Origin of the sequence: Roseateles koreensis (assembly GCF_028595305.1) — a bacterium.
GTDB classification, from domain to species: Bacteria; Pseudomonadota; Gammaproteobacteria; order Burkholderiales; family Burkholderiaceae_C; genus Paucibacter_A; species Paucibacter_A koreensis.
This window is the reverse complement of sequence record NZ_JAQQXS010000005.1, coordinates 20,768-38,726: the sequence shown is the minus strand read 5'-3', so window position 1 is coordinate 38,726 and position 17,959 is coordinate 20,768. Positions and strand designations below refer to the sequence as shown.

General features: G+C 62.7%; 16 protein-coding genes and 1 tRNA gene. 11 read left to right on the top strand and 6 right to left on the bottom strand.

From position 1 onward, the window contains the following. The first annotated feature begins 8 nt into the window (after window positions 1-8). From PRZ01_RS06485 to PRZ01_RS06475, 3 genes are all read left to right on the top strand, one after another. On the top strand, window positions 9-458 hold the full coding sequence (locus PRZ01_RS06485; RefSeq protein ID WP_273595956.1) for a YybH family protein: 450 nt from the start codon (window positions 9-11) through the stop codon (window positions 456-458). A 76-nt stretch (window positions 459-534) separates the two neighbouring features. After that, window positions 535-1,536 (top strand): YheT family hydrolase, encoded by a 1,002-nt coding sequence (locus tag PRZ01_RS06480; protein WP_273595955.1) that lies wholly within the window; start codon window positions 535-537, stop codon window positions 1,534-1,536. Window positions 1,537-1,553: 17 nt separating this feature from the next. Further along, complete coding sequence (locus PRZ01_RS06475; RefSeq protein ID WP_273595954.1) at window positions 1,554-2,081, top strand: DUF2946 family protein; 528 nt, start codon at window positions 1,554-1,556, stop codon at window positions 2,079-2,081. A gap of 85 nt (window positions 2,082-2,166) precedes the next feature. On the opposite strand, the gene PRZ01_RS06470 is transcribed toward PRZ01_RS06475, so the two are convergent. Both PRZ01_RS06470 and PRZ01_RS06465 read right to left on the bottom strand, forming a co-directional pair. Next, window positions 2,167-2,730, bottom strand: coding sequence for a c-type cytochrome (locus PRZ01_RS06470; protein WP_273595953.1), 564 nt, complete (start codon window positions 2,728-2,730; stop codon window positions 2,167-2,169). A 169-nt stretch (window positions 2,731-2,899) separates the two neighbouring features. Continuing rightward, the gene (locus PRZ01_RS06465) at window positions 2,900-4,198 is read right to left on the bottom strand and encodes an SGNH/GDSL hydrolase family protein (protein WP_273595952.1); all 1,299 of its coding nucleotides are present in this window, start codon (window positions 4,196-4,198) and stop codon (window positions 2,900-2,902) included. Window positions 4,199-4,312: 114 nt separating this feature from the next. On the opposite strand from PRZ01_RS06465, the gene PRZ01_RS06460 reads away from it, so the two are divergent. Together PRZ01_RS06460 and PRZ01_RS06455 are read left to right on the top strand one after the other, a co-directional pair. Continuing rightward, window positions 4,313-4,387, top strand: a tRNA-Arg gene (locus PRZ01_RS06460). Window positions 4,388-4,638: 251 nt separating this feature from the next. Further along, window positions 4,639-5,205 carry a PEP-CTERM sorting domain-containing protein gene (locus tag PRZ01_RS06455; protein WP_273595951.1) on the top strand — a complete coding sequence of 189 codons (567 nt, stop codon included), beginning with the start codon at window positions 4,639-4,641 and terminating at the stop codon, window positions 5,203-5,205. Window positions 5,206-5,318: 113 nt separating this feature from the next. On the opposite strand, the gene PRZ01_RS06450 is transcribed toward PRZ01_RS06455, so the two are convergent. Further along, a complete protein-coding gene (locus PRZ01_RS06450; protein WP_273595950.1) occupies window positions 5,319-6,659 on the bottom strand; it encodes a glutamine synthetase family protein in 1,341 nt (446 codons plus the stop codon). A gap of 272 nt (window positions 6,660-6,931) precedes the next feature. On the opposite strand from PRZ01_RS06450, the gene PRZ01_RS06445 reads away from it, so the two are divergent. After that, window positions 6,932-8,848: an acyl-CoA synthetase gene (locus tag PRZ01_RS06445; RefSeq protein WP_273595949.1), complete on the top strand. Its 1,917-nt coding sequence runs from the start codon at window positions 6,932-6,934 to the stop codon at window positions 8,846-8,848. 43 nt (window positions 8,849-8,891) lie between these two features. Here the strand turns inward: PRZ01_RS06445 and PRZ01_RS06440 are convergent, their stop codons facing one another. Beyond that, window positions 8,892-10,439: a mechanosensitive ion channel family protein gene (locus PRZ01_RS06440; protein WP_273595948.1), complete on the bottom strand. Its 1,548-nt coding sequence runs from the start codon at window positions 10,437-10,439 to the stop codon at window positions 8,892-8,894. A gap of 399 nt (window positions 10,440-10,838) precedes the next feature. Here PRZ01_RS06440 and PRZ01_RS06435 point away from each other — a divergent pair, with 399 nt between their 5' ends. The 4 genes from PRZ01_RS06435 (at window position 10,839) to PRZ01_RS06420 (ending at window position 14,953) form a co-directional block, all read left to right on the top strand. Continuing rightward, complete coding sequence (locus tag PRZ01_RS06435) at window positions 10,839-12,266, top strand: circularly permuted type 2 ATP-grasp protein (protein ID WP_409993813.1); 1,428 nt, start codon at window positions 10,839-10,841, stop codon at window positions 12,264-12,266. Window positions 12,267-12,338: 72 nt separating this feature from the next. Beyond that, complete coding sequence (locus PRZ01_RS06430; protein WP_273595947.1) at window positions 12,339-13,307, top strand: alpha-E domain-containing protein; 969 nt, start codon at window positions 12,339-12,341, stop codon at window positions 13,305-13,307. Window positions 13,308-13,324: 17 nt separating this feature from the next. Then, window positions 13,325-14,152: a transglutaminase family protein gene (locus PRZ01_RS19230; protein ID WP_273595946.1), complete on the top strand. Its 828-nt coding sequence runs from the start codon at window positions 13,325-13,327 to the stop codon at window positions 14,150-14,152. Between the two features lie 69 nt (window positions 14,153-14,221). Next, window positions 14,222-14,953 (top strand): proteasome-type protease, encoded by a 732-nt coding sequence (locus PRZ01_RS06420; RefSeq protein ID WP_273595945.1) that lies wholly within the window; start codon window positions 14,222-14,224, stop codon window positions 14,951-14,953. 78 nt (window positions 14,954-15,031) lie between these two features. Here PRZ01_RS06420 and nadC read toward each other — a convergent pair whose 3' ends face one another. Further along, on the bottom strand, window positions 15,032-15,889 hold the full coding sequence (gene nadC / locus PRZ01_RS06415; protein ID WP_273595944.1) for a carboxylating nicotinate-nucleotide diphosphorylase: 858 nt from the start codon (window positions 15,887-15,889) through the stop codon (window positions 15,032-15,034). Window positions 15,890-15,970: 81 nt separating this feature from the next. Beyond that, window positions 15,971-16,669, bottom strand: coding sequence for a fumarylacetoacetate hydrolase family protein (locus tag PRZ01_RS06410; protein ID WP_273595943.1), 699 nt, complete (start codon window positions 16,667-16,669; stop codon window positions 15,971-15,973). Window positions 16,670-16,863: 194 nt separating this feature from the next. Between PRZ01_RS06410 and PRZ01_RS06405 the strand changes: the two genes are divergently transcribed. Then, window positions 16,864-17,949 (top strand): septal ring lytic transglycosylase RlpA family protein, encoded by a 1,086-nt coding sequence (locus tag PRZ01_RS06405; RefSeq protein WP_273595942.1) that lies wholly within the window; start codon window positions 16,864-16,866, stop codon window positions 17,947-17,949. The last annotated feature ends 10 nt before the right edge of the window (window positions 17,950-17,959 follow it).

Sequence of the window (17,959 nt, the reverse complement as noted above, 5' to 3'; positions counted from 1 at the left end):
CCACAGCCATGCAACGACCCAAGGCCCAGACCGCCGCCCTGCTTGCCGCCCCCGAAGACACCGAGCAGCAGTTCTATGAAGCGCTGCAATCGGCCGATCTGGACCGGCTGATGGACGTCTGGGCTGACGAAGAAGAAGTCTCTTGCGTGCATCCCGGCGGCCCCCGCCTGGTGGGCTGTGGCGCGATTCGCGCCGCCTTTGAAACCGTGTTTCTGCAAGGCGCCATCAACGTGACGCCCGAGCGGGTGCGGCGCATCCACACCGGCGACACCGCCATCCACCAAGTGCTGGAGCGCATTCACCTGGAAACGCCCGAAGGCCGCCAAAGTGCCTGGGTGATTGCCACCAATGTTTACCTGAAAACGGCATTTGGATGGCGCATGGTGGTGCACCACGCCAGCCCCGGCACCGCCCACGACATCCAGGAAATTGTCGAAGAACCAGCGACCCTGCATTGAGGGCAGCTGGCCCCACACGCCGCCCCGACAGTGGGGCCGGTTGTCGAATCGAAAACAAGTTGATGCTCCTTTGACCATGAACTATCAAGCCCCTGGCTGGTTGCCCGGTGGGCATGCGCAAACCATTTGGCCCGCGCTGATGTCGCGCAACAGCCCTGCGCCAGCACTGCGGTTTCAGCGCGAACGCTGGCAAACCCCGGACGCCGACTTCATTGACGTGGATTGGCTGGCCGAGGCCCCGCCGAAAGCGCCCACGGACGCAACGCCGGCAAACATAACGCGCCCACTGCTCGTGCTCTTCCACGGGTTGGAGGGCAATACGCAAAGCCACTCTTCGCAAGCTTTTGCCAGCATGGCGCGAGCACGTGGATGGGCTTTTGCCCTGCCGCATTTTCGCGGCTGCTCGGGCGAATTGAATCTGGCGCCACGCGCCTACCACTCCGGCGATTTCGAAGAAATCGACTGGATGCTCAAGCGCTTTCAAGCGCGCTGGAAGGGCCCGTTGATCGCCGCTGGCGTGTCGCTGGGCGGCAATGCCTTGATGCGCTGGGCCGAAGAAAGCGGCAGCGACGCAGCGCGCAGCGTCCACGCCGTTTGCTCGGTCTGCTCGCCGCTGGACTTGGCCGCCGCAGGACGCGCCATCGGCGAAGGCTTCAATCGGCTCGTCTATACCCGCATGTTCCTGCGCTCCATGGTGCCCAAGGCGCTTGAAAAGCTGGCCCAGCACCCGGGCCTGTTCGATGGCGAACGCCTGCGGCAAGCCAAGAATCTATACGAGTTCGACAACCTGTTCACGGCCCCGCTGCATGGCTTCCGAGACACCGAAGATTACTGGGCGCGCGCGTCCGCCAAGCCGCACCTGCGCCATATTCGCGTCCCCGCGCTGGTGCTGAATGCCCGCAACGACCCCTTCGTTCCAGCCCACAGCCTGCCCACGCAGACGGAGGTGGGCAGCCATGTCACACTGTGGCAACCTGCACAGGGGGGGCATGTGGGCTTTCCCCGCGGGCTGCCGCCCGGCCATGTGCTCGACATGCCTGACCAGGTGTGCAACTGGCTGGCCACCCATCTGCCCTGAACAGACTCTGACCCCTTATGGACGCCATCGTCGAAGCCGCCCTGAAAAAATGGCCCCATGTGCCGCATTGCTACGGCTGGCTGGCGCTGGATGCCCGCGGCGACTGGTACATGCGCGACGAGCGCACGCAAGCGGCCGGCCCCTTCCCGCAGGTCAAGGGCAGCCGCGTCACGCACGACAAACTGCGTGAATTCATTCAGCGCAATTACGCGGCAGACGATCGCGGTTGCTGGTTCTTCCAGAACGGGCCCCAGCGGGTCTACTTGGAACTGGAAGCGGCACCCTGGATCTGGCGTGTGGCCGCTAACGTGCTGACCCACCACCAAGTCACCAGCCATACGGGCTTGACCACGGACGTCAGCGCCAGCTTCATGGACGAGCACGACCGCCTCTTCCTCGCCACGCCCCTGGGCATGGGCCTCGTGCACAGCATGGACATGCTCTGGGCTGCCGAAGCCGTGCAGGCCGGTCAATGGGACCCGCAGCCCCGCGCCTTCAGCGATTTGCTCGAAGATTTCAAGGTGGTGCTTCAACCTCAGCCGTAAAAAAACCGACCCAAGGTCGGTTTTTCAGGAGTTGAAGCACAAAGCGCACAAACGGCGCGTCAATAGCGCTTCACTCAAAAGGTCTTTACTCAGCAGCCGACGCGGCGCCAGATGCCGCTGCAGCGGGCGCCTTGGGCTCGTCGAACTTGGCACCACCCTGGTTGGCCATGTACACCACGGCGCGGGCCACTTCATAGTCGCTGAAATCGCCGCCACCCTGTGGGCTCATCGCGCCCTTGCCGCCCAAGGCGGAGTGCAGCAATGCCTCGAAGCCGGTCTTGATACGCGGGGCCCAAGCTGCTTGGTCACCAAACTTCGGTGCCCCTGCGGCGCCCGTAGCGTGGCAGGCCGAGCACTGCGCCTGGAACACTTGCTCACCCGTTTTCATGACGCCCACGCTGCTGGCGTCTTTGATCTCGATCGAACCAATGGGCTGGATACGCGCGGCCACGGCCATGGCGTCCAGCGCTTCGGTGCCGGCGGAAGGCTTGGCATCCGTCGACACATAGTTGGCCAACATGATGATCACGATGATGGGCACCAAGAAGGCGAAGAACACAGCCCAAGCCAATTGCTTGGGCGTCTTGATCGGCCCGGTATGCGCGTCTTCTTCGTGATGGTCGTTCGCGTGATCAGGGGTTCCGCTCATGAAATCCTCGTTGGCTTCGGCAGTAGGAATGCGAGGCCCCACAACTGCGGGACCAAAACCGCGAGATTATAAGTCGCCAAGTAGCGACTTACGCCGCGCCCTGCACCCGCGACGTGGCGCCAGCGCGACTGCAGGACCGCAGACAAACCCGTGTGTCGCCATGTACCGCTCAGGGCAAGCGCTTGCTGGCGGCCAACTGTGCGGCCGCAACTTCCTGCAAGGCCTGAGCTTGTGCAGGCGTGATGCCCAAGTCCCGCGCCGCCGTTTCGCTTGCACCCAAACTCAGCGGATTGAGCCCAGTCAACCTACCAAACAGGGTCAAGGCACTCAGATAAGAGCCAAATTTGCTGGCGTGGATGCGGTCCAACCACCACAGGTCCAGGCCTGCCGCTGTTGCGGTTGCTGTCGTCGCATCAGACGAGGCAAAAAACCCACGCCCCTGGGCCACGCCGGTATCCACCGCACGCTGAAAGGCATCCCCCACGGGCACCACGCCCGCAAACCCCAGGTTGCCAGCCACTTTGGCATCAGCAGCCACACGCAGATCACGACTCATCTCGGCCAGGTTGGCGTAATAGCGGGGGGTCAGCGCCTGACCCTGCCGAGGCAGCGGCGCGCCGTCAGGGCTGGCCCTGTCCGGATGGGTCGGCACATGGGCTTCCACCATATCCGGCCGGGCCCAGGTCTGCACCAGATACACCTGCGTCTGCGCACTGGCATGGGGATTGGCCGCGATCACATGCACTCTTTCACAGGTGTCAGCCGACAGACCGGCCACCTGGCAAGACGCCATACCGCCAAACCACTGCGCCTCGGTCGACTGCAAGGCCTGCCCCTGATGGATGAAGCGCTCCAGCAAATCGGCATACACATTGAACATCTGCGGATGGGCACTCTTGCCTTTGCCCTCCGGCAGGGTGCCATCGCTCAACTCTTGCAGCACCACTTTCTGCCAGGCTTGCGACGCCACATTGCCGCGCAAATTCCAGGCCGCACCCGGCGTGTTCAAAAAATGACCACGCAGCGGCAAAGCGTTGCGGGTCGATAAAGACACCTCGTAATTCAGCCCGGCCTGCTCGGTCATCTTCTTGAACACCCCCGGGACACCGCCCCAGGGATGCGGCTCGAACGAGCCTTCGCCGGGCGTTCCAGCGGGATGGCTGTTGGTACCGCGCGGGTCCAGTGCGTTGAACGCCGCCGTCAAATCATGCACCTGAGCGGCGTTGTAACTCAGCACCGGATCGACACGGCCAAAGGTGAAGCTATTGCCCACGAACAGCACCTTCACCGGCTTGGCATTTGATGCGGATGCATTGACGTTTGCGCTCTCAGATGGCGTCGTTTCAGTGGCCGCATCACCAGGCACCAGCGGCGCAGCAGCGCACCCACCGCCCCACATCAACGTCACGCCAACAACAGCCACGAGGGCCTTTGCGCAAACTGCAGGAATACGACTCAAATCCGCCATCGGCAGGCCCTCCAAACGCACGCCAACTCCATGCAACGGCCCATTGTGACCCCAACACCCCACCACCCGGCGACAGTGCCCGAACTACCGGTTAGAATGCCGGCTGCCCTCCCTGCGACCGTGGTGAAGTGGATATCATTGGGCCCTCCGAAGGCTTAGGCGCAAGTTCGATTCTTGCCGGTCGCACCAGATTAGTGAATCAGGATGGTTCACAAAGTGACAAGTCGGGCATAAGTTGGCTTTATTGCCACCACAGGCCTTATCGCAAGTACGGCCACCCATATTGTTGAAGCGCGCAGCTGATACGGCCCGCCCCGCAGTGGCACGTTGAGTAGTCGCGCTGAGAACCCGCACCCCCATCACGCCCCCCCCTATACCGGGGGAGGGGCTGGGCAAGCCGAGGCCGTACTATCCGGCGGTCGAAATCAAGGGGGGGTGAGATGGCAAACTCGAAAATGGCCGGACGGTTCCGCGTGCTACTCGCCTTAGGCGCTGCATTGGTGGCCTCAATGGCTCAGGCCGATGTGGTCTACACCTACACAGGAAACGCGCTCAACCGAGGTGACAGTTCCATGATCGGACGGCATGTCTCGGTGACTTTGGATTTTCTCCACGCCCTTGCTCCAAATACAAAAATCAACATTCCGCACCTGGCCGACCACGTAAGCGCCGGCCTCCTGAGCTACGGCATTTCGGGCGGCGGCCAGCAGTACACGGACGGGTCTGCTTATAACCACATGGATGACTTCCTCAGCGTGAGTACCGACGGAAGCGGCAATATCTCCAACTGGGAGGTGGCTATCTTTCCTCTGGAGGGTTCGATCCTCACACAACGTGACGAAGATCTGGTGCTGGAAGAGGGTGGGCTCAATCTGGCTTACAACTATTCGAAGCCTGGCACCTGGACCTTGCTGGACACCACGGTGCCTGAACCTGGCACGCTGGCGCTGGCACTTGGAGCCGTCTTCGCCCTCTCGGCAACGCGGCGCCGGTCGAGCACTCGTTGAGAATGAGTAGGGGCTCGCTTTTGCTTGACGTGCAGGCAGCAACCGGCCGTCTTCTTGCAAACGTTAAAGCGCCTTGAGCCTGCAGGTTTCGTTCTGACAACCCGCCACCCCACTCAAGCCTGCGGCACAAGAAAGCGACGCTCCCAGGCACTGATCTCGTTGAGATAACTGTCGTACTCCAGGGCCTTGACGGCCAAATAGGCCTGCACGAACGCAGCGCCCAACAGTTCTGGGGCATGGGTGCTGGCGGCCATTTGCTCGTGGGCGGAGACAAAGCTGCGCGGCAGGCTTTTCGGTTGATCGTAGGCATTGCCCACCAGGGCTTGGGTGGGGGCTTGCTTGTCTTGCAAACCCGCCAGGCCGGCGGCCAGGTTCGCGGCAATGGCGAGATACGGATTCGCATCGGCGCCAGCCACGCGGTTTTCCACCCGGCGATTGGCAGCGGAGCTGATCGGCACGCGCAAGGCGGTGGTGCGGTTGTCATGCCCCCAGTGAAAGTTGACAGGGGCCTGGCTGCCGGTCACGTAGCGGCGATAGGAGTTCACAAACGGCGCGTAGACCAGCATTAAATCGGGCGAGTAGCGCTGCAGGCCCGCAATGAAATGTCCAAATTCCGGGCTGGCACTGCCATCGGGCAGGCTGAAGATGTTGTGCCCTTGCACGTCCAGCACGCTCTGATGCAGGTGCATCGAGCTGCCAGCCTGGCCAGCCATGGGTTTGGCCATGAACACTGCATTCAGCCCATGCTTCAAGGCCACTTCCTTGGCTGCATACTTGAACAAAAAGGCTTGGTCTGCCATGGTCAGCGGGTCGCCGTGGGTCAGGTTGATTTCGTACTGGGTGACGCCCACCTCATGGATCCAGGTGTCGCCGCCAATGCCCAAGGTGTCGATGGCAGCGTGGAACTCATCCCAAAACGGCGCCAACTCGTTCAGCATGTTCAGGCTGAACGCCGACTGCCCCACCTCCGCGCGCCCACCGCGCCCGGTGGGCGGCACCAAGGGCTGCGTCGGGTCGACATTGGCTGCAGTGATGTAGAACTCGATTTCGGGCGCCACCACGGGCTTCAAGCCCACCGCCTCGTAACGCGCCAACACCTGCTTGAGCACCGAGCGCGGCGCAAAGGCGCACAACTCGCCGCTGAGCTCCAGGCAATCATGGATTGCAAGATAACGGGGCACCGAACTCCAGGGCACCGGCTTCAGCGTGGCGAGATCCGGGATCAGGCGAACGTCCGGGTCTTCATCGGGAAAAATCGGGTCATAAGAATAATCACCCGTGACGCACTGCATGGAAATGGCCTGGGCAATGCGCAATTCCTGCCCCCGCGCGAAACTCGCAGCGGGCATCAGCTTGCCACGCGGGTAAGCCGACACGTCGGGAAACAGGCATTCAACGTCGCGAACGCATTCTTCATGAAATCGTTTTAAAAGACTGGCGCTGCTGGTGGGCATAAAAAGTGAGGGTTGAAAAAAGAAGAGGAATTGACAGTCAAACCATCAGCACGTCGACAGCCGAAAGCGGCGATGGGATTTTGCTGACCCGATGGCAGCTGTGCAACGGTGTACACCCGAACGCTGAGCGCCTGACGCGCAGATTGTCCGAATCCATCTCTTTTCCGTCCGCATTCAACCTTTTTTGTCATCACCAAGAATCGCATACTCATTCCTTGAAAAGGGTACGAGGTACTTGGCCGGCCTCAACCCACAACAACAGGAGACACCGCATGCTCATTCGTCACAACGCAGACATTCGTAGCCTGGAAGCCGCCCAGCCCGACCCATTTTCAACGCACACCAGCACCTACGCGCTCATTGCAGAGAGTGCAAAAAAATGGCCTACGGCCACTGCCTTGTCTTTCTTCGCCCACGCCGAAGATTTCAAGCGCCCGCAGCGTTGGACTTATGCCGAGTTGCTGGCCGACATCACCCGCAGCGCCAACCTGTTTCGCCGCCTGGGCATTCAACGCAAAGACGTGGTGGCCTTTGTGCTCCCCAACCTGCCCGAAACCCATTTCACCATCTGGGGCGGCGAGACGGCCGGCATTGTCTTCGCCATCAACCCGATGATCGAAAGCGCGCAAATGGGTCAGCTGCTGAATGCGGCCCATGCGCGCTGGCTGGTCACGACAGCCCCGGCAGCGGACGCCGAGACCTGGGCGCGTGTCGGGCAGGCCTTGGCAGCAGCCGACTCGGTGCAGGGCATTTTGGTGGTTGACCCCATGCGCCACTTGCCAGGCGATGTGGCCCGGCCCGATGCAATGGCGGCGCTGCCCGCCACCTTGCAAGGCCGCCCGGTCCTGGACTTTCATGCAGCACTGCAGCAAGAGCGCGGCGACGGCCTCAACTTTGAACCCCCGAAAGCACAGGACACGGCCTCCTACCTTTGCACGGGGGGCACCACAGGGCTGCCCAAGATTGCCCGCCACACGCACCGCAATGAAACGGCCAACGCCCTGCAGCTCGTGGCCGTGGCGGAGGATTTGTTCATGGCGCCCGGCCGCAATGTCCTGACGGCCCTGCCCCTGTTTCACGTGAATGCGCAGATCGGCACCGGGCTGGCCGCCTTTGCCGCCGGGGCACATGTGGTGCTTGCCCCGCCCGCGGGCTATCGCGCCCCGGGCTTGGTTGCGAACTTCTGGAAAATTGTCGAGCACTACAAATTGGCGTCGTTCTCCGGGGTGCCCACCATCTATGCCGGACTGATGCAAGTGCCCGTTGCCGGCCATGACTTGTCGTCTTTGACCTATGCCGTTTGTGGCGCGGCACCCCTGCCGGTGGAACTGGCCCTGCGGGTTCAGGCTGAAACGGGCCTGCGCATCCTGGAAGCCTATGGCCTGACAGAAACCACCTGCGCGGCGTCCGTCAATCCAGGCGATGGCCAGGCCCGCATCGGCTCCATCGGATTCTCGCTGCCCTGGCAGGCCATGCAGGTCGCCGTCTGCAATGAAGCCGGCCACTTCTTGCGATGGGCCGGCACTGACGAAGTCGGTGCAATTTGCATGAACGGTCCCAACGTCATGCCCGGATACCTGGATGAAGCGCACAACCGAGGCACATTCTTTGAAGCGCCCGGGCCCGATGGCGTCACGCGCCGATGGCTCAATTCTGGCGACCTGGGCCGCCAAGACGCCGACGGCTTCTTCTGGCTGACCGGCCGCAAAAAGGAGTTGATCATCCGGGGCGGCCACAATATCGACCCCAAAACCATCGAAGAAGCGCTGGCCAAACACCCTGACGTGGCCATGAGCGCTGCCGTGGGGCGCCCCGATGCCTATGCCGGCGAAGTGCCGGTAGCCTATGTGCAGTTGAATGCCGGTAGCACCGTCAGCATGGCCGACTTGATGGCGTATGCCGCCGAGTTCATTGGCGAGCGAGCCGCACAGCCCAAGGCCATCCGGATTCTTGCCAGCTTGCCGCTGACTGCAGTCGGAAAAATCTTCAAGCCCACGCTGACAATGATGGAGATTGAAAGCGTCGTTCGCGAAGAAGCGCAGCGCCTGGGCGTCATACTGGACACACTCCGCGTCGCCCAAGACTCACGCCTTGGCATCGTGGCCCATTGGAAGCTGGGCAGCGGCAACGCGGCCGAATTCGCGCGCGCCCTGGGCGTACACGTCTTCAAGAATTTTCCGCTGGATTGACCGTCACGACAGCGTTGCGCCAGCTACCCCGCGCCGACCTCGCTCACTCGGGCTTGGCGGGCGCAGGAAACCAGGCGCTCTTGGGCACAAACTTGGCTTGCGCCGGGTCGCCCAAGTAGTGCGGCGACATGATCTGCACGCCATACTCGTTGAACACATCCTGAATATTGGCGTGCAGGGTGCTGAGCACCTCCGCCCGGGGACGGGGCTGGGCAGGAACGGCCTGACACACCAAGCGGTACTCCGGATAAAAATCTGACAGCGCCGTCTGAAACACCACCGGCGCGGGATGATTCAGCACACCTGGCGTACGGCGTGCGGCTTCGACAAGCATGGCCTCCACCTGACGCCATGCCGTGTCATACCCAATGGTCACCGTGGTGTCGACGATAAAGCCTGGCCCTTTGACCGTGCGCGAATAGTTTTTGGTGACTGTCCCCAGCACCACCGAATTGGGCAGCGTCAACTCCTCGCCCAGACCGGTGCGAATGCGGGTGGTGAACATTCCGAGCTCTGTCACCGTGCCCTCATGGTCGGCAATGCGCACATATTCGCCGACCCGGATGGTGCGGGAGAACATCAAGATCATGCCGCTGGCGCCCTGACCCACCACGCTGGACGAACCCAGTGAAATCATCAAGCCCAGCAGCACCGACACGCCCTTGAATGCCTCGCTGCCGGAGCCCGGCAGGTAGGGGTAGGCCATCACCAGTGCAAACAACCAGACGCCGATGCTGACGATGCGCCGGGTGGGTCGCACGGTGTCGCGGTCCAGCCAGCCCCAAACAACATCCCCGTTCTCGATACGGTCGAACAAGGTGGCCAGCATATTGTTCACGCCGCGGCCAATCGCGAAAATCACCACCGCCACAAACAGGTCCGGCAAGGCGTGAAGCACGCTGGTGCCCAGGCGCTCCGCCACCTGAAACAAGTAGTCGCTGAGCTGCTCACCCCAGGGCCGGGTGTACGGGAATTTACTCAGCACATAACTCAGCCATTGATAGGTCAGCAGCGTCAGCACGGCCCAGCTGAGCAGGCGAACGACAAGGCGCGTGGCCGCCGCCAAGCGGTCGCGCTGCAACAACTGCACACCGGCGATTTGCAGGCTGCCGGTAATTTTTCCCACCAACCACACCAGCTTGGTGCTGAGAAGGTTGCGGCCCCGCAGCACCAGGGCAAATAAGGCAAAAAACACCGCTGATGCAATGGTTGCCGCGATCACGCCATGCCAGAGCCGTGAGCCATCCCGGCTTTCACGCGTCTCCGCAATCATTTGTTCGAGCTGAAATTTGGCCTTGGCGGCGGCTTTGTCCAGCGTTTCATGCCGAGCCACATCGACGTCATCCGGAACCAGCAAAAAAGCCAGCTCCCCGTCGATCATCAACACACGGCCCTGAGGCACCTTGTTGATGCTCACCACGCCCTGGGTCAGTCGCGTCAACTGCTCGTCAATGGCCCACTGCGCGCGGCGCGCACGTTCGCCGGGCGTTGTGCCCAAAAAGGTGCCCCGAAAAATGGCGATCTCTCGGTTAAACACCACCAGCGAATGCGATTCGTCCCCGGCAGAAGGCATCGCGGCGCTGGCAGTCATGCCGGGCAAGGCGGCCCCACCGCTGGGCACTAAAACCTGTGCAAAAACTCCGGACCACATGCCCAACCACAGCAGGACGACCCGGACAAAACAACTACTCCAACGGTGACGAATCGATGCGTGCATGGCGAAAAATGGGCAATGGCGAAGGGGTCTCAAACAAGAGATGCTCGGTTTCGCCAAGCATATCGCCAGTGTTGCCCCCAAAGTCAGGGACAAAGCGACAAGAAGCGTTGCGCCAAGCACCAAATCGGCGCAAGCATTTCCAGTAGGCTCAAGTCTGTACGGTCGCGCACCAAAATCGACCGGTTTCGGCGCACACTGGCCCACCACACTGGGCACAGGCCTTGCAATGGCCTATGCATCAATCGGGTTCACGCCTTCGGAGTCTTGTCATTCATGCATGCGCTTACTCTCCCCGCCGCGGGCCATTACGACGAAATGCTGCTGTCCAGCGGTGCCATCCGCCCGCACTACCAACAGTTTGCCAACTGGTTGCATGCCCAAACCCCCGACGCCCTGGCGAAAAAGCGGGCCGAAGCCGACCTGCTGTTCCACCGCGTGGGCATCACGTTTGCGGTCTATGGCGATGAGGCAGGCGCTGAGCGCCTGATCCCCTTCGACACCGTGCCCCGCATCGTGCCCGCCTCCGAGTGGCAGATGCTGGAAGCCGGCCTGCGGCAGCGGGTCAGCGCCCTGAACAAATTCTTGTGGGACATCTATCACGACCACGAAATCATCAAGGCCGGCCTGATTCCCGCTGAACAGGTGTTTGCCAATGCGCAATACCAGCCCGCCATGCAGGGGCTGGATCTGCCGCACGGCATCTACACCCACATCACGGGCGTGGATCTGATCCGCCACTCGGACGGCGGCTACTACGTGCTTGAAGACAATCTGCGGGTGCCCTCCGGCGTCAGCTACATGCTGGAAAACCGCAAGATGATGATGCGGCTGTTCCCCGAGCTGTTCGCCCGCTACCCGGTGGCGCCGGTGGCCCACTACCCGACCTTGCTGCTCAACACCCTGCGGCACGCCAGCGAGGCCGAAAACCCCACCGTGGTGGTGTTGACCCCGGGCCCTTTCAACAGCGCTTATTTCGAACACGCCTTCCTGGCGCAACAGATGGGGGTCGAGTTGGTGGAGGGCCAGGACTTGTTCGTCAAGGACGAATTCTTGTACATGCGCACCACCGTGGGCCCCAAACGGGTGGATGTGATCTACCGCCGCATCGACGACGCCTTTCTCGACCCACTCGCTTTCCGCGCCGACTCCATGCTGGGCGTACCGGGCTTGTTGTCGGTGTACAAGCAGGGTCATGTGATTCTGGCCAACGCCATCGGCACCGGCGTGGCGGACGACAAATCCATCTACCCCTATGTGCCGGACATGATCCGCTTCTACCTGGGTGAGGAGCCGATTCTGTACAACGTCCCCACCTGGCAGTGCCGCAAAAAGGCCGATATGGACCACGTACTGGCCCATATGGGCGAGTTGGTGGTCAAGGAGGTGCACGGCGCCGGGGGCTACGGCATGTTGGTGGGACCGGCATCAACACAGAGCGAGATCGAGGATTTCCGCGCCCGCGTCAGCGCCAACCCCTCAAACTACATCGCGCAACCCACGCTGTGCCTCTCCAGTTGCCCCACCTTTGTGGAAAGCGGCATCGCCCCGCGCCATATCGACCTGCGGCCCTTCGTGCTGACCGGGCGTGAGGTCACCATGGTCGCGGGCGGCCTGACCCGGGTGGCGCTCAAGCAGGGCTCGCTGGTGGTGAATTCGTCGCAAGGCGGCGGCACCAAAGACACCTGGATTCTGGAGGCCTGATGCGTACCCGCCACCGCCCCCTCACCAGTTACGCCCCGCGCACTTGCCTCCCCCTTCCCCTGAAAGCCCGTCATGCTGAGTAGAACCGCCGCACAGCTCTACTGGATGAGCCGTTATGTCGAACGCGCCGAAAACCTGGTGCGCATGCTGGATGTGACCCATTCGCTGTCCCTGCTGCCCCAATCACGCGGCGCCATGACGGAGTTGGCCGCACCCTTGGCTGTCACCGGCACCCTGGAGTCCTATACCCAAAGCCATCAGGCGCTGGAAGCTGAAGGGCTCTTCCACTACATGGCCCTGGACTTGAACAACCCCGCGTCGGTTTTGAGCTGCCTGCGCCAGGCCCGCGAGAACGCCCACGCCGTGCGCGGGCAGATCACCAGCGAAATGTGGGAGGCCATCAACGCCACCTGGATTGAAGGCCGCACCATGGCCAAGCGCGGCGTGCCTGACATGTCCGGTTTTTTCGACTGGGTGAAAGAGCGCTCGCACCTCATACGCGGCGCCACCTACGGCACCTTGCAGCGCAATGACGCCTACTGCTTCATCCGGCTGGGCACCTTCATTGAACGTGCCGACAACACCGCCCGCCTGCTCGACGTGAAGTCCCAGCTGATCGAACCCGCCCAGCCCAGCCTGGTGCCTGTGAAGGTTGAAGTGGAAAGCGCCCCCGACTTCTACACCTGGAGCGCGCTGCTGCGCTCGCTGTCGGCCTTCGAGGCGTATCACGCCGTGTACCGAGACCGGCTGGACGCGCGCCGGGTGGCCGAGTTGCTAATCCTGCGCGCCGACGTGCCCCGCTCACTGCGCGCCTGCGTCGACGAAATCTGCGAGGTACTGCCGCAAATTGAAACCCGCACCGACTCGTTGGACGCCGGCCGCATTGTCAAGCAGCTCGCGGGGCGCATGGCCTTGCGCCTGCGCCACGGTACGGTGGACGAAGTGCTGGACCTGGGTGTGCACGATTGGTTGACCACCTTTCTCACCAAGTCGGCACAATTGGGCGATGCCGTGCGTGAAGCCTATTTCGACGCGAACTGACCACTTGAGAGCCCGCCGTGCACCTCGCCATCCATCACGAAACTGTCTATCGCTACGCCAGCCCGGTGAAGCGGAGCACCCAATACCTGCGCCTGACGCCCGTTGACGGCGCACGCCAACGGGTGATCAGCTGGCACCTGAGCCTGCCGGCACACGCCAGCCGCTGCCTGGACGCGTATGGCAATGCGATGCATGTGCTGGCCCTGGACAAACCGCACAGCGAGATCCATCTTTATGCCCGTGGCGTGATCGAGACCGAAGATGCCCCTCCCCAGCCCGACGCCCAAGACGGCGCGTTTCCGCCCCAGGTTTTTTTGCGCGATTCCCCGCTGACGCAGGCCGATGCCGCCTTGCGCGACTTTGCGTTGGCCTATACGGCTCGGGTATCGAGCGATCCCCTGCAGGGCCTGCACGAGCTGATGACCGCGCTGGGGCAGCACATGCCCTACACCCCCGGCACGACCGATGCCGCCACGCCCGCCGCCGAAGCCTTTGCCCGCCGCCTGGGCGTGTGCCAGGACCACGCGCAAGTCTTCGCCACCTGCGCCCGCCTGCTCGGCATCCCGACGCGTTACGTCAGCGGCTACCTGGCGGCCGACGCCGAACACGTGGCCAGCCACGCCTGGGCCGAGGCCCGCCTACCGGGCAAGGGCGATGTAGGCGGCGGCTGGCTGGGTTTTGACGTCTCCAACCAATGCCTGGCGGACGCCCGCTACGTCAAACTGGCCATCGGGCTAGACTACCTAGACGCATGCCCCGTGCGCGGCATGCGCCTGGGCGGGGGTGTTGAAGCCCTGCAAGCTGCGGTACAAGTCACGCTGGCCGCCAGCCAGCCGCAGGATTGACAACCCAGGGTTGAGGATAATCGGCCTCACTCCCCTTCTTTCACGACCGAACGCCCGTCGCTCTCACCTATGACATATTGCGTCGCCATGTGCCTCAAAGCGGGGCTGTTGTTCGCGTCGGACTCACGCACCAACGCCGGTGTGGACCAAATCGCCACCTTCCGCAAAATGAGCATCTTCGAGGTGCCGGGGGAACGCCTGATCACGCTGCTGAGTGCCGGCAACTTGGCCACCACCCAAAGCGTCGTGAGCCTGCTGCGCCAGCGCCTTGTCGACGAAAAAGAGCATCTGTACAACCGCCGCTCAATGTATGACGTGGCGGAGTTGGTGGGCCGCACGGTGAAAGAAATCGTCGCTCGCGACGCCAATGCGCAAAGCCTGGGCCAGGGTGTCGACTTCGGCGGCAACTTCATCGTCGGCGGGCAGATCAAGGGCGAGCCGCCCCGCATCTTCCACGTCTACGCCCAAGGCAATTTCATCGAAGCGACCGACGACACGCCCTATTTCCAAATTGGCGAATCCAAGTACGGCAAGCCCATCATCGACCGCGTGGTGACCCCTGACACCTCGCTGAAAGAAGCGGCCAAATGCACGCTGATTTCTTTTGACTCCACCATCCGCAGCAACCTCTCGGTCGGCTTGCCCATCGACATGCTGCTCTACCGAGCCGACAGCTTCGCGCCTGCCGAGCCGCACCGCATCACCGCCAGCGACCCCTACTTCAACATGCTGCGCACCGGCTGGGGCGAAGGCCTGAAAAGAGTGTTCGCCGAGCTGCCGGATGAGGACTGGTTCAGCTGAGCCAGTCGCGCTGCCGAAAGGACAGCAAAAGGGCTGCCCAGGCTTGCACAGTCAGCCCATGTAACGAGTTATGCAGGCTCACTCCACTCGCATCGAATAGTCGACTGCCCGCACGTCCTTGGTCAGGCGGCCGATTGAAATGCGGTCCACGCCGGTGGCCGCGATCCAGCGCAGCTGGTCCAGCGCCACGCCGCCTGAAACCTCCAGCAGTGCGCGACCCGCGGTCAGCGCCACGGCCTCGCGCATCAGGGCTTCGGTGAAGTTGTCCAGCAGCACACTCACGGCGCCAGCAGCCAGGGCTTCTTGCAGCTCGGCCATGTTTTCCACCTCAACCTGGATATCGACCCCGGCGTTCAAAGCCTGTGCAGCCCGCAGCGCCGCCCCCACCCCGCCGGCGGCGGCGATGTGGTTTTCCTTGATCAGGATGCCGGCATACAGCGCCAGCCGTTGATTGGCACCCCCGCCCACCCGCACCGCGTACTTTTGCGCCAGGCGCAGGCCGGGGATGGTCTTGCGGGTGTCCAGCACCACGCAACCGCGCGGGTTGGTGCTGGCGCCCTCAATCACCTTCACGTGCGCACGGGTCAGCGTTGCGGTGGCCGACAGCATTTGCAGAAAATTCAGCGCGGGGCGCTCGGCCGAAAGCAACGCGCGGCCATCTGCTTCGAGCGTGCAGACCCGGGTGTCAACGCCCATGTCAGCCCCTTCGTCGTACAGCCAATGGACGCGCGCGCTGGGATCCATCTGCTGAAACACGCCGTCGAACCAGTCGCGCCCGCACAGCACCGCTGCCTCACGCACACGCACATGGGCTGTCACCCGACGGCCCGCCGGCACCAGCTGTGCGGTCCAGTCGCATACGCCGATGTCCTCCATCAAGGCATCGCGGATATTTCGTTCGCGCGCTTCTTGCAGCGTTTCGTTGTGGTCGAACATGGCTTGGTCAGTGGAATTTGAAGGGAAGTACGCAAACAACCGAGCGGGGCAATCCTCGCCAGTTTAGAACTCAAAACGCTTTCACGCGGGCTCGCCGATCCACAAGGTCAGCTCAGCCACACCGTCGATCTTGCCTGTTATCAAATCGCCAGGAACGACCGGCCCCACGCCGTCGGGCGTGCCCGTGTAGATCAAGTCGCCGGCTTGCAAATGGTAGAGCTGCGACAAATTGGCGATGATTTCAGGAATGCTCCAGATCATGTCGCCCAGGTCGCCCTGCTGTTTGGGCTGCCCGTTGACCGCCAAGCTGATCGCGCCGCTCTTGAGCAGGCCCGTTTCACTGGCGCGCACCAACTCAGAAATCACGGCCGACTGCTCAAAGCCTTTGGCCGTATCCCAGGGGCGCCCCGCGGCCTTGGCCTCGGCCTGCAAATCGCGGCGCGTCATGTCGAGGCCTGCGGCATAGGCCCAGATCGCAGCCTGTGCGGCTTCGGGCGTCACCTTGAACACCGGTGCGCCAATCGCCACCACCAACTCCATCTCGTAGTGATAGTTTTGCGTGCCCGGCGGATACGGCAGCGTGGCGCCCGAGGGCGTCAGGGCGTTGGCCGGCTTGGTGAAATAAAACGGCGGCTCGCGGTCGGGGTTGCCACCCATTTCACGGGCATGGGCGGCGTAATTTCGCCCCACGCAAAAAATCCGGCTGACGGCATAACGGGCGTTGCTGCCGCGCACGGCCACGCTGGGTTGCTCGGGAAGCGGAAAGACATAAGTGCTCATGCTTGTGCTCTGGGTCAGGACTCACTCAACAAGGTTCACAGCATACTTGCTCTGCTTGCGCAGCCCGTACAAGCCGCTCAGCCCGGCCGTTACGTGATCGTTGCATAGTCGTTACGCGGCCGGAAGTCGCACGCCTCCCATGATTTACCGGCTTTGATTTGGCAAGGCCCGCTGAATGGTTTAGTGTGGCGCCCATGTCCCTCCCGAAAGCCCCTCACCGCCGCCCCCTGCAAGGTCGCACGCGCCACCCGACGGTCCCAGCGCTGGTCCTGGCGACCCTGACCTTGTGTCTGATCGGCTGTGCCAGCCGCCCACCCGCCACCGGGAAAAACACAGGGGGCGCCACCGCCTCGGTTGGCAAATGGCCGGATAAAGACGGCGCGGATGCATCCCCTCCGCCCAATCTACGGGGGGTGCCAAATGCCAACCCGCAAATTGAGGCCATCCGCAAAGGCGGGCCCAACAAGCCTTACGAGGTGTTGGGTGAGCGCTACGAGCCGGCCACCGACGATGCCCCGCTGGTACAGCGGGGGCTGGCCTCCTGGTATGGCAACAAATTTCATGGCCGCCCGACCTCCAGTGGCGAGGTGTACAACATGTACGCGATGACGGCCGCGCACGCCACCATGCCGATCCCGAGTTATGCCCGGGTGCGCAACCCCGCCAACGGGCAGGAGGTGATTGTCCGCATCAACGATCGGGGGCCCTTCCACAAGGGTCGCATCATTGACCTGAGCTACACCGCCGCGCTCAAGCTGGGCGTGTTGCACGGCGTTTCCAATGTGGAAGTGACACGCATCACCTATGAAGATATTCGCAGCGGCAAATGGCAGGGCGACCGTGCGGCGGACCCGGTAGTCGCCGCAGCCGTCACCACGCAAGGCGCCAGTCAGGTTGCAGAGATGGTGGCCGCGCCGGCTACTGTCGTCGCTGCGGCAGAACGGGCCGGGGCCCTGCAAGCGCCGGAGCCGGCCAGCTTGGCCAAGGTGGCGGCGCCCGTCAGCCCCGTGACCGACAGCCCCGGGGTCATGCCCAGCCAGGCCGCGCCCGGTTTTTGGGTTCAATTTGGGGCATTTGCCAAGCTGGACGGGGCCGAGTCCTTCCGCAAAAAATTGGTTCAGGAGGCCGACTGGATGGCACCCTGGCTGGCGGTGTTCAAGGACAAGCAATTGCACCGCCTGCAAGCGGGCCCCTATGCCTCTCGCGAAGATGCACGCCAGGCGGCCGAGCGGGTTCGCTTGGCTCTGGCTGTCACCAGCGTGGTGATCGAGCGGCGCTGAGATCGCAAGC

What these genes read in the sequence shown, in the direction of transcription:
- PRZ01_RS06485 (WP_273595956.1), top strand. Translation starts at nt 9, where the DNA reads ATGCAACGACCCAAGGCCCAGACCGCCGCCCTGCTTGCCGCCCCCGAA.
- PRZ01_RS06480 (WP_273595955.1), top strand. Translation starts at nt 535, where the DNA reads ATGAACTATCAAGCCCCTGGCTGGTTGCCCGGTGGGCATGCGCAAACC.
- PRZ01_RS06475 (WP_273595954.1), top strand. Translation starts at nt 1,554, where the DNA reads ATGGACGCCATCGTCGAAGCCGCCCTGAAAAAATGGCCCCATGTGCCG.
- PRZ01_RS06470 (WP_273595953.1), bottom strand. Translation starts at nt 2,730, where the DNA reads ATGAGCGGAACCCCTGATCACGCGAACGACCATCACGAAGAAGACGCG.
- PRZ01_RS06465 (WP_273595952.1), bottom strand. Translation starts at nt 4,198, where the DNA reads ATGGCGGATTTGAGTCGTATTCCTGCAGTTTGCGCAAAGGCCCTCGTG.
- PRZ01_RS06455 (WP_273595951.1), top strand. Translation starts at nt 4,639, where the DNA reads ATGGCAAACTCGAAAATGGCCGGACGGTTCCGCGTGCTACTCGCCTTA.
- PRZ01_RS06450 (WP_273595950.1), bottom strand. Translation starts at nt 6,659, where the DNA reads ATGCCCACCAGCAGCGCCAGTCTTTTAAAACGATTTCATGAAGAATGC.
- PRZ01_RS06445 (WP_273595949.1), top strand. Translation starts at nt 6,932, where the DNA reads ATGCTCATTCGTCACAACGCAGACATTCGTAGCCTGGAAGCCGCCCAG.
- PRZ01_RS06440 (WP_273595948.1), bottom strand. Translation starts at nt 10,439, where the DNA reads ATGACTGCCAGCGCCGCGATGCCTTCTGCCGGGGACGAATCGCATTCG.
- PRZ01_RS06435 (WP_409993813.1), top strand. Translation starts at nt 10,839, where the DNA reads ATGCATGCGCTTACTCTCCCCGCCGCGGGCCATTACGACGAAATGCTG.
- PRZ01_RS06430 (WP_273595947.1), top strand. Translation starts at nt 12,339, where the DNA reads ATGCTGAGTAGAACCGCCGCACAGCTCTACTGGATGAGCCGTTATGTC.
- PRZ01_RS06420 (WP_273595945.1), top strand. Translation starts at nt 14,222, where the DNA reads ATGACATATTGCGTCGCCATGTGCCTCAAAGCGGGGCTGTTGTTCGCG.
- nadC (WP_273595944.1), bottom strand. Translation starts at nt 15,889, where the DNA reads ATGTTCGACCACAACGAAACGCTGCAAGAAGCGCGCGAACGAAATATC.
- PRZ01_RS06410 (WP_273595943.1), bottom strand. Translation starts at nt 16,669, where the DNA reads ATGAGCACTTATGTCTTTCCGCTTCCCGAGCAACCCAGCGTGGCCGTG.
- PRZ01_RS06405 (WP_273595942.1), top strand. Translation starts at nt 16,864, where the DNA reads ATGTCCCTCCCGAAAGCCCCTCACCGCCGCCCCCTGCAAGGTCGCACG.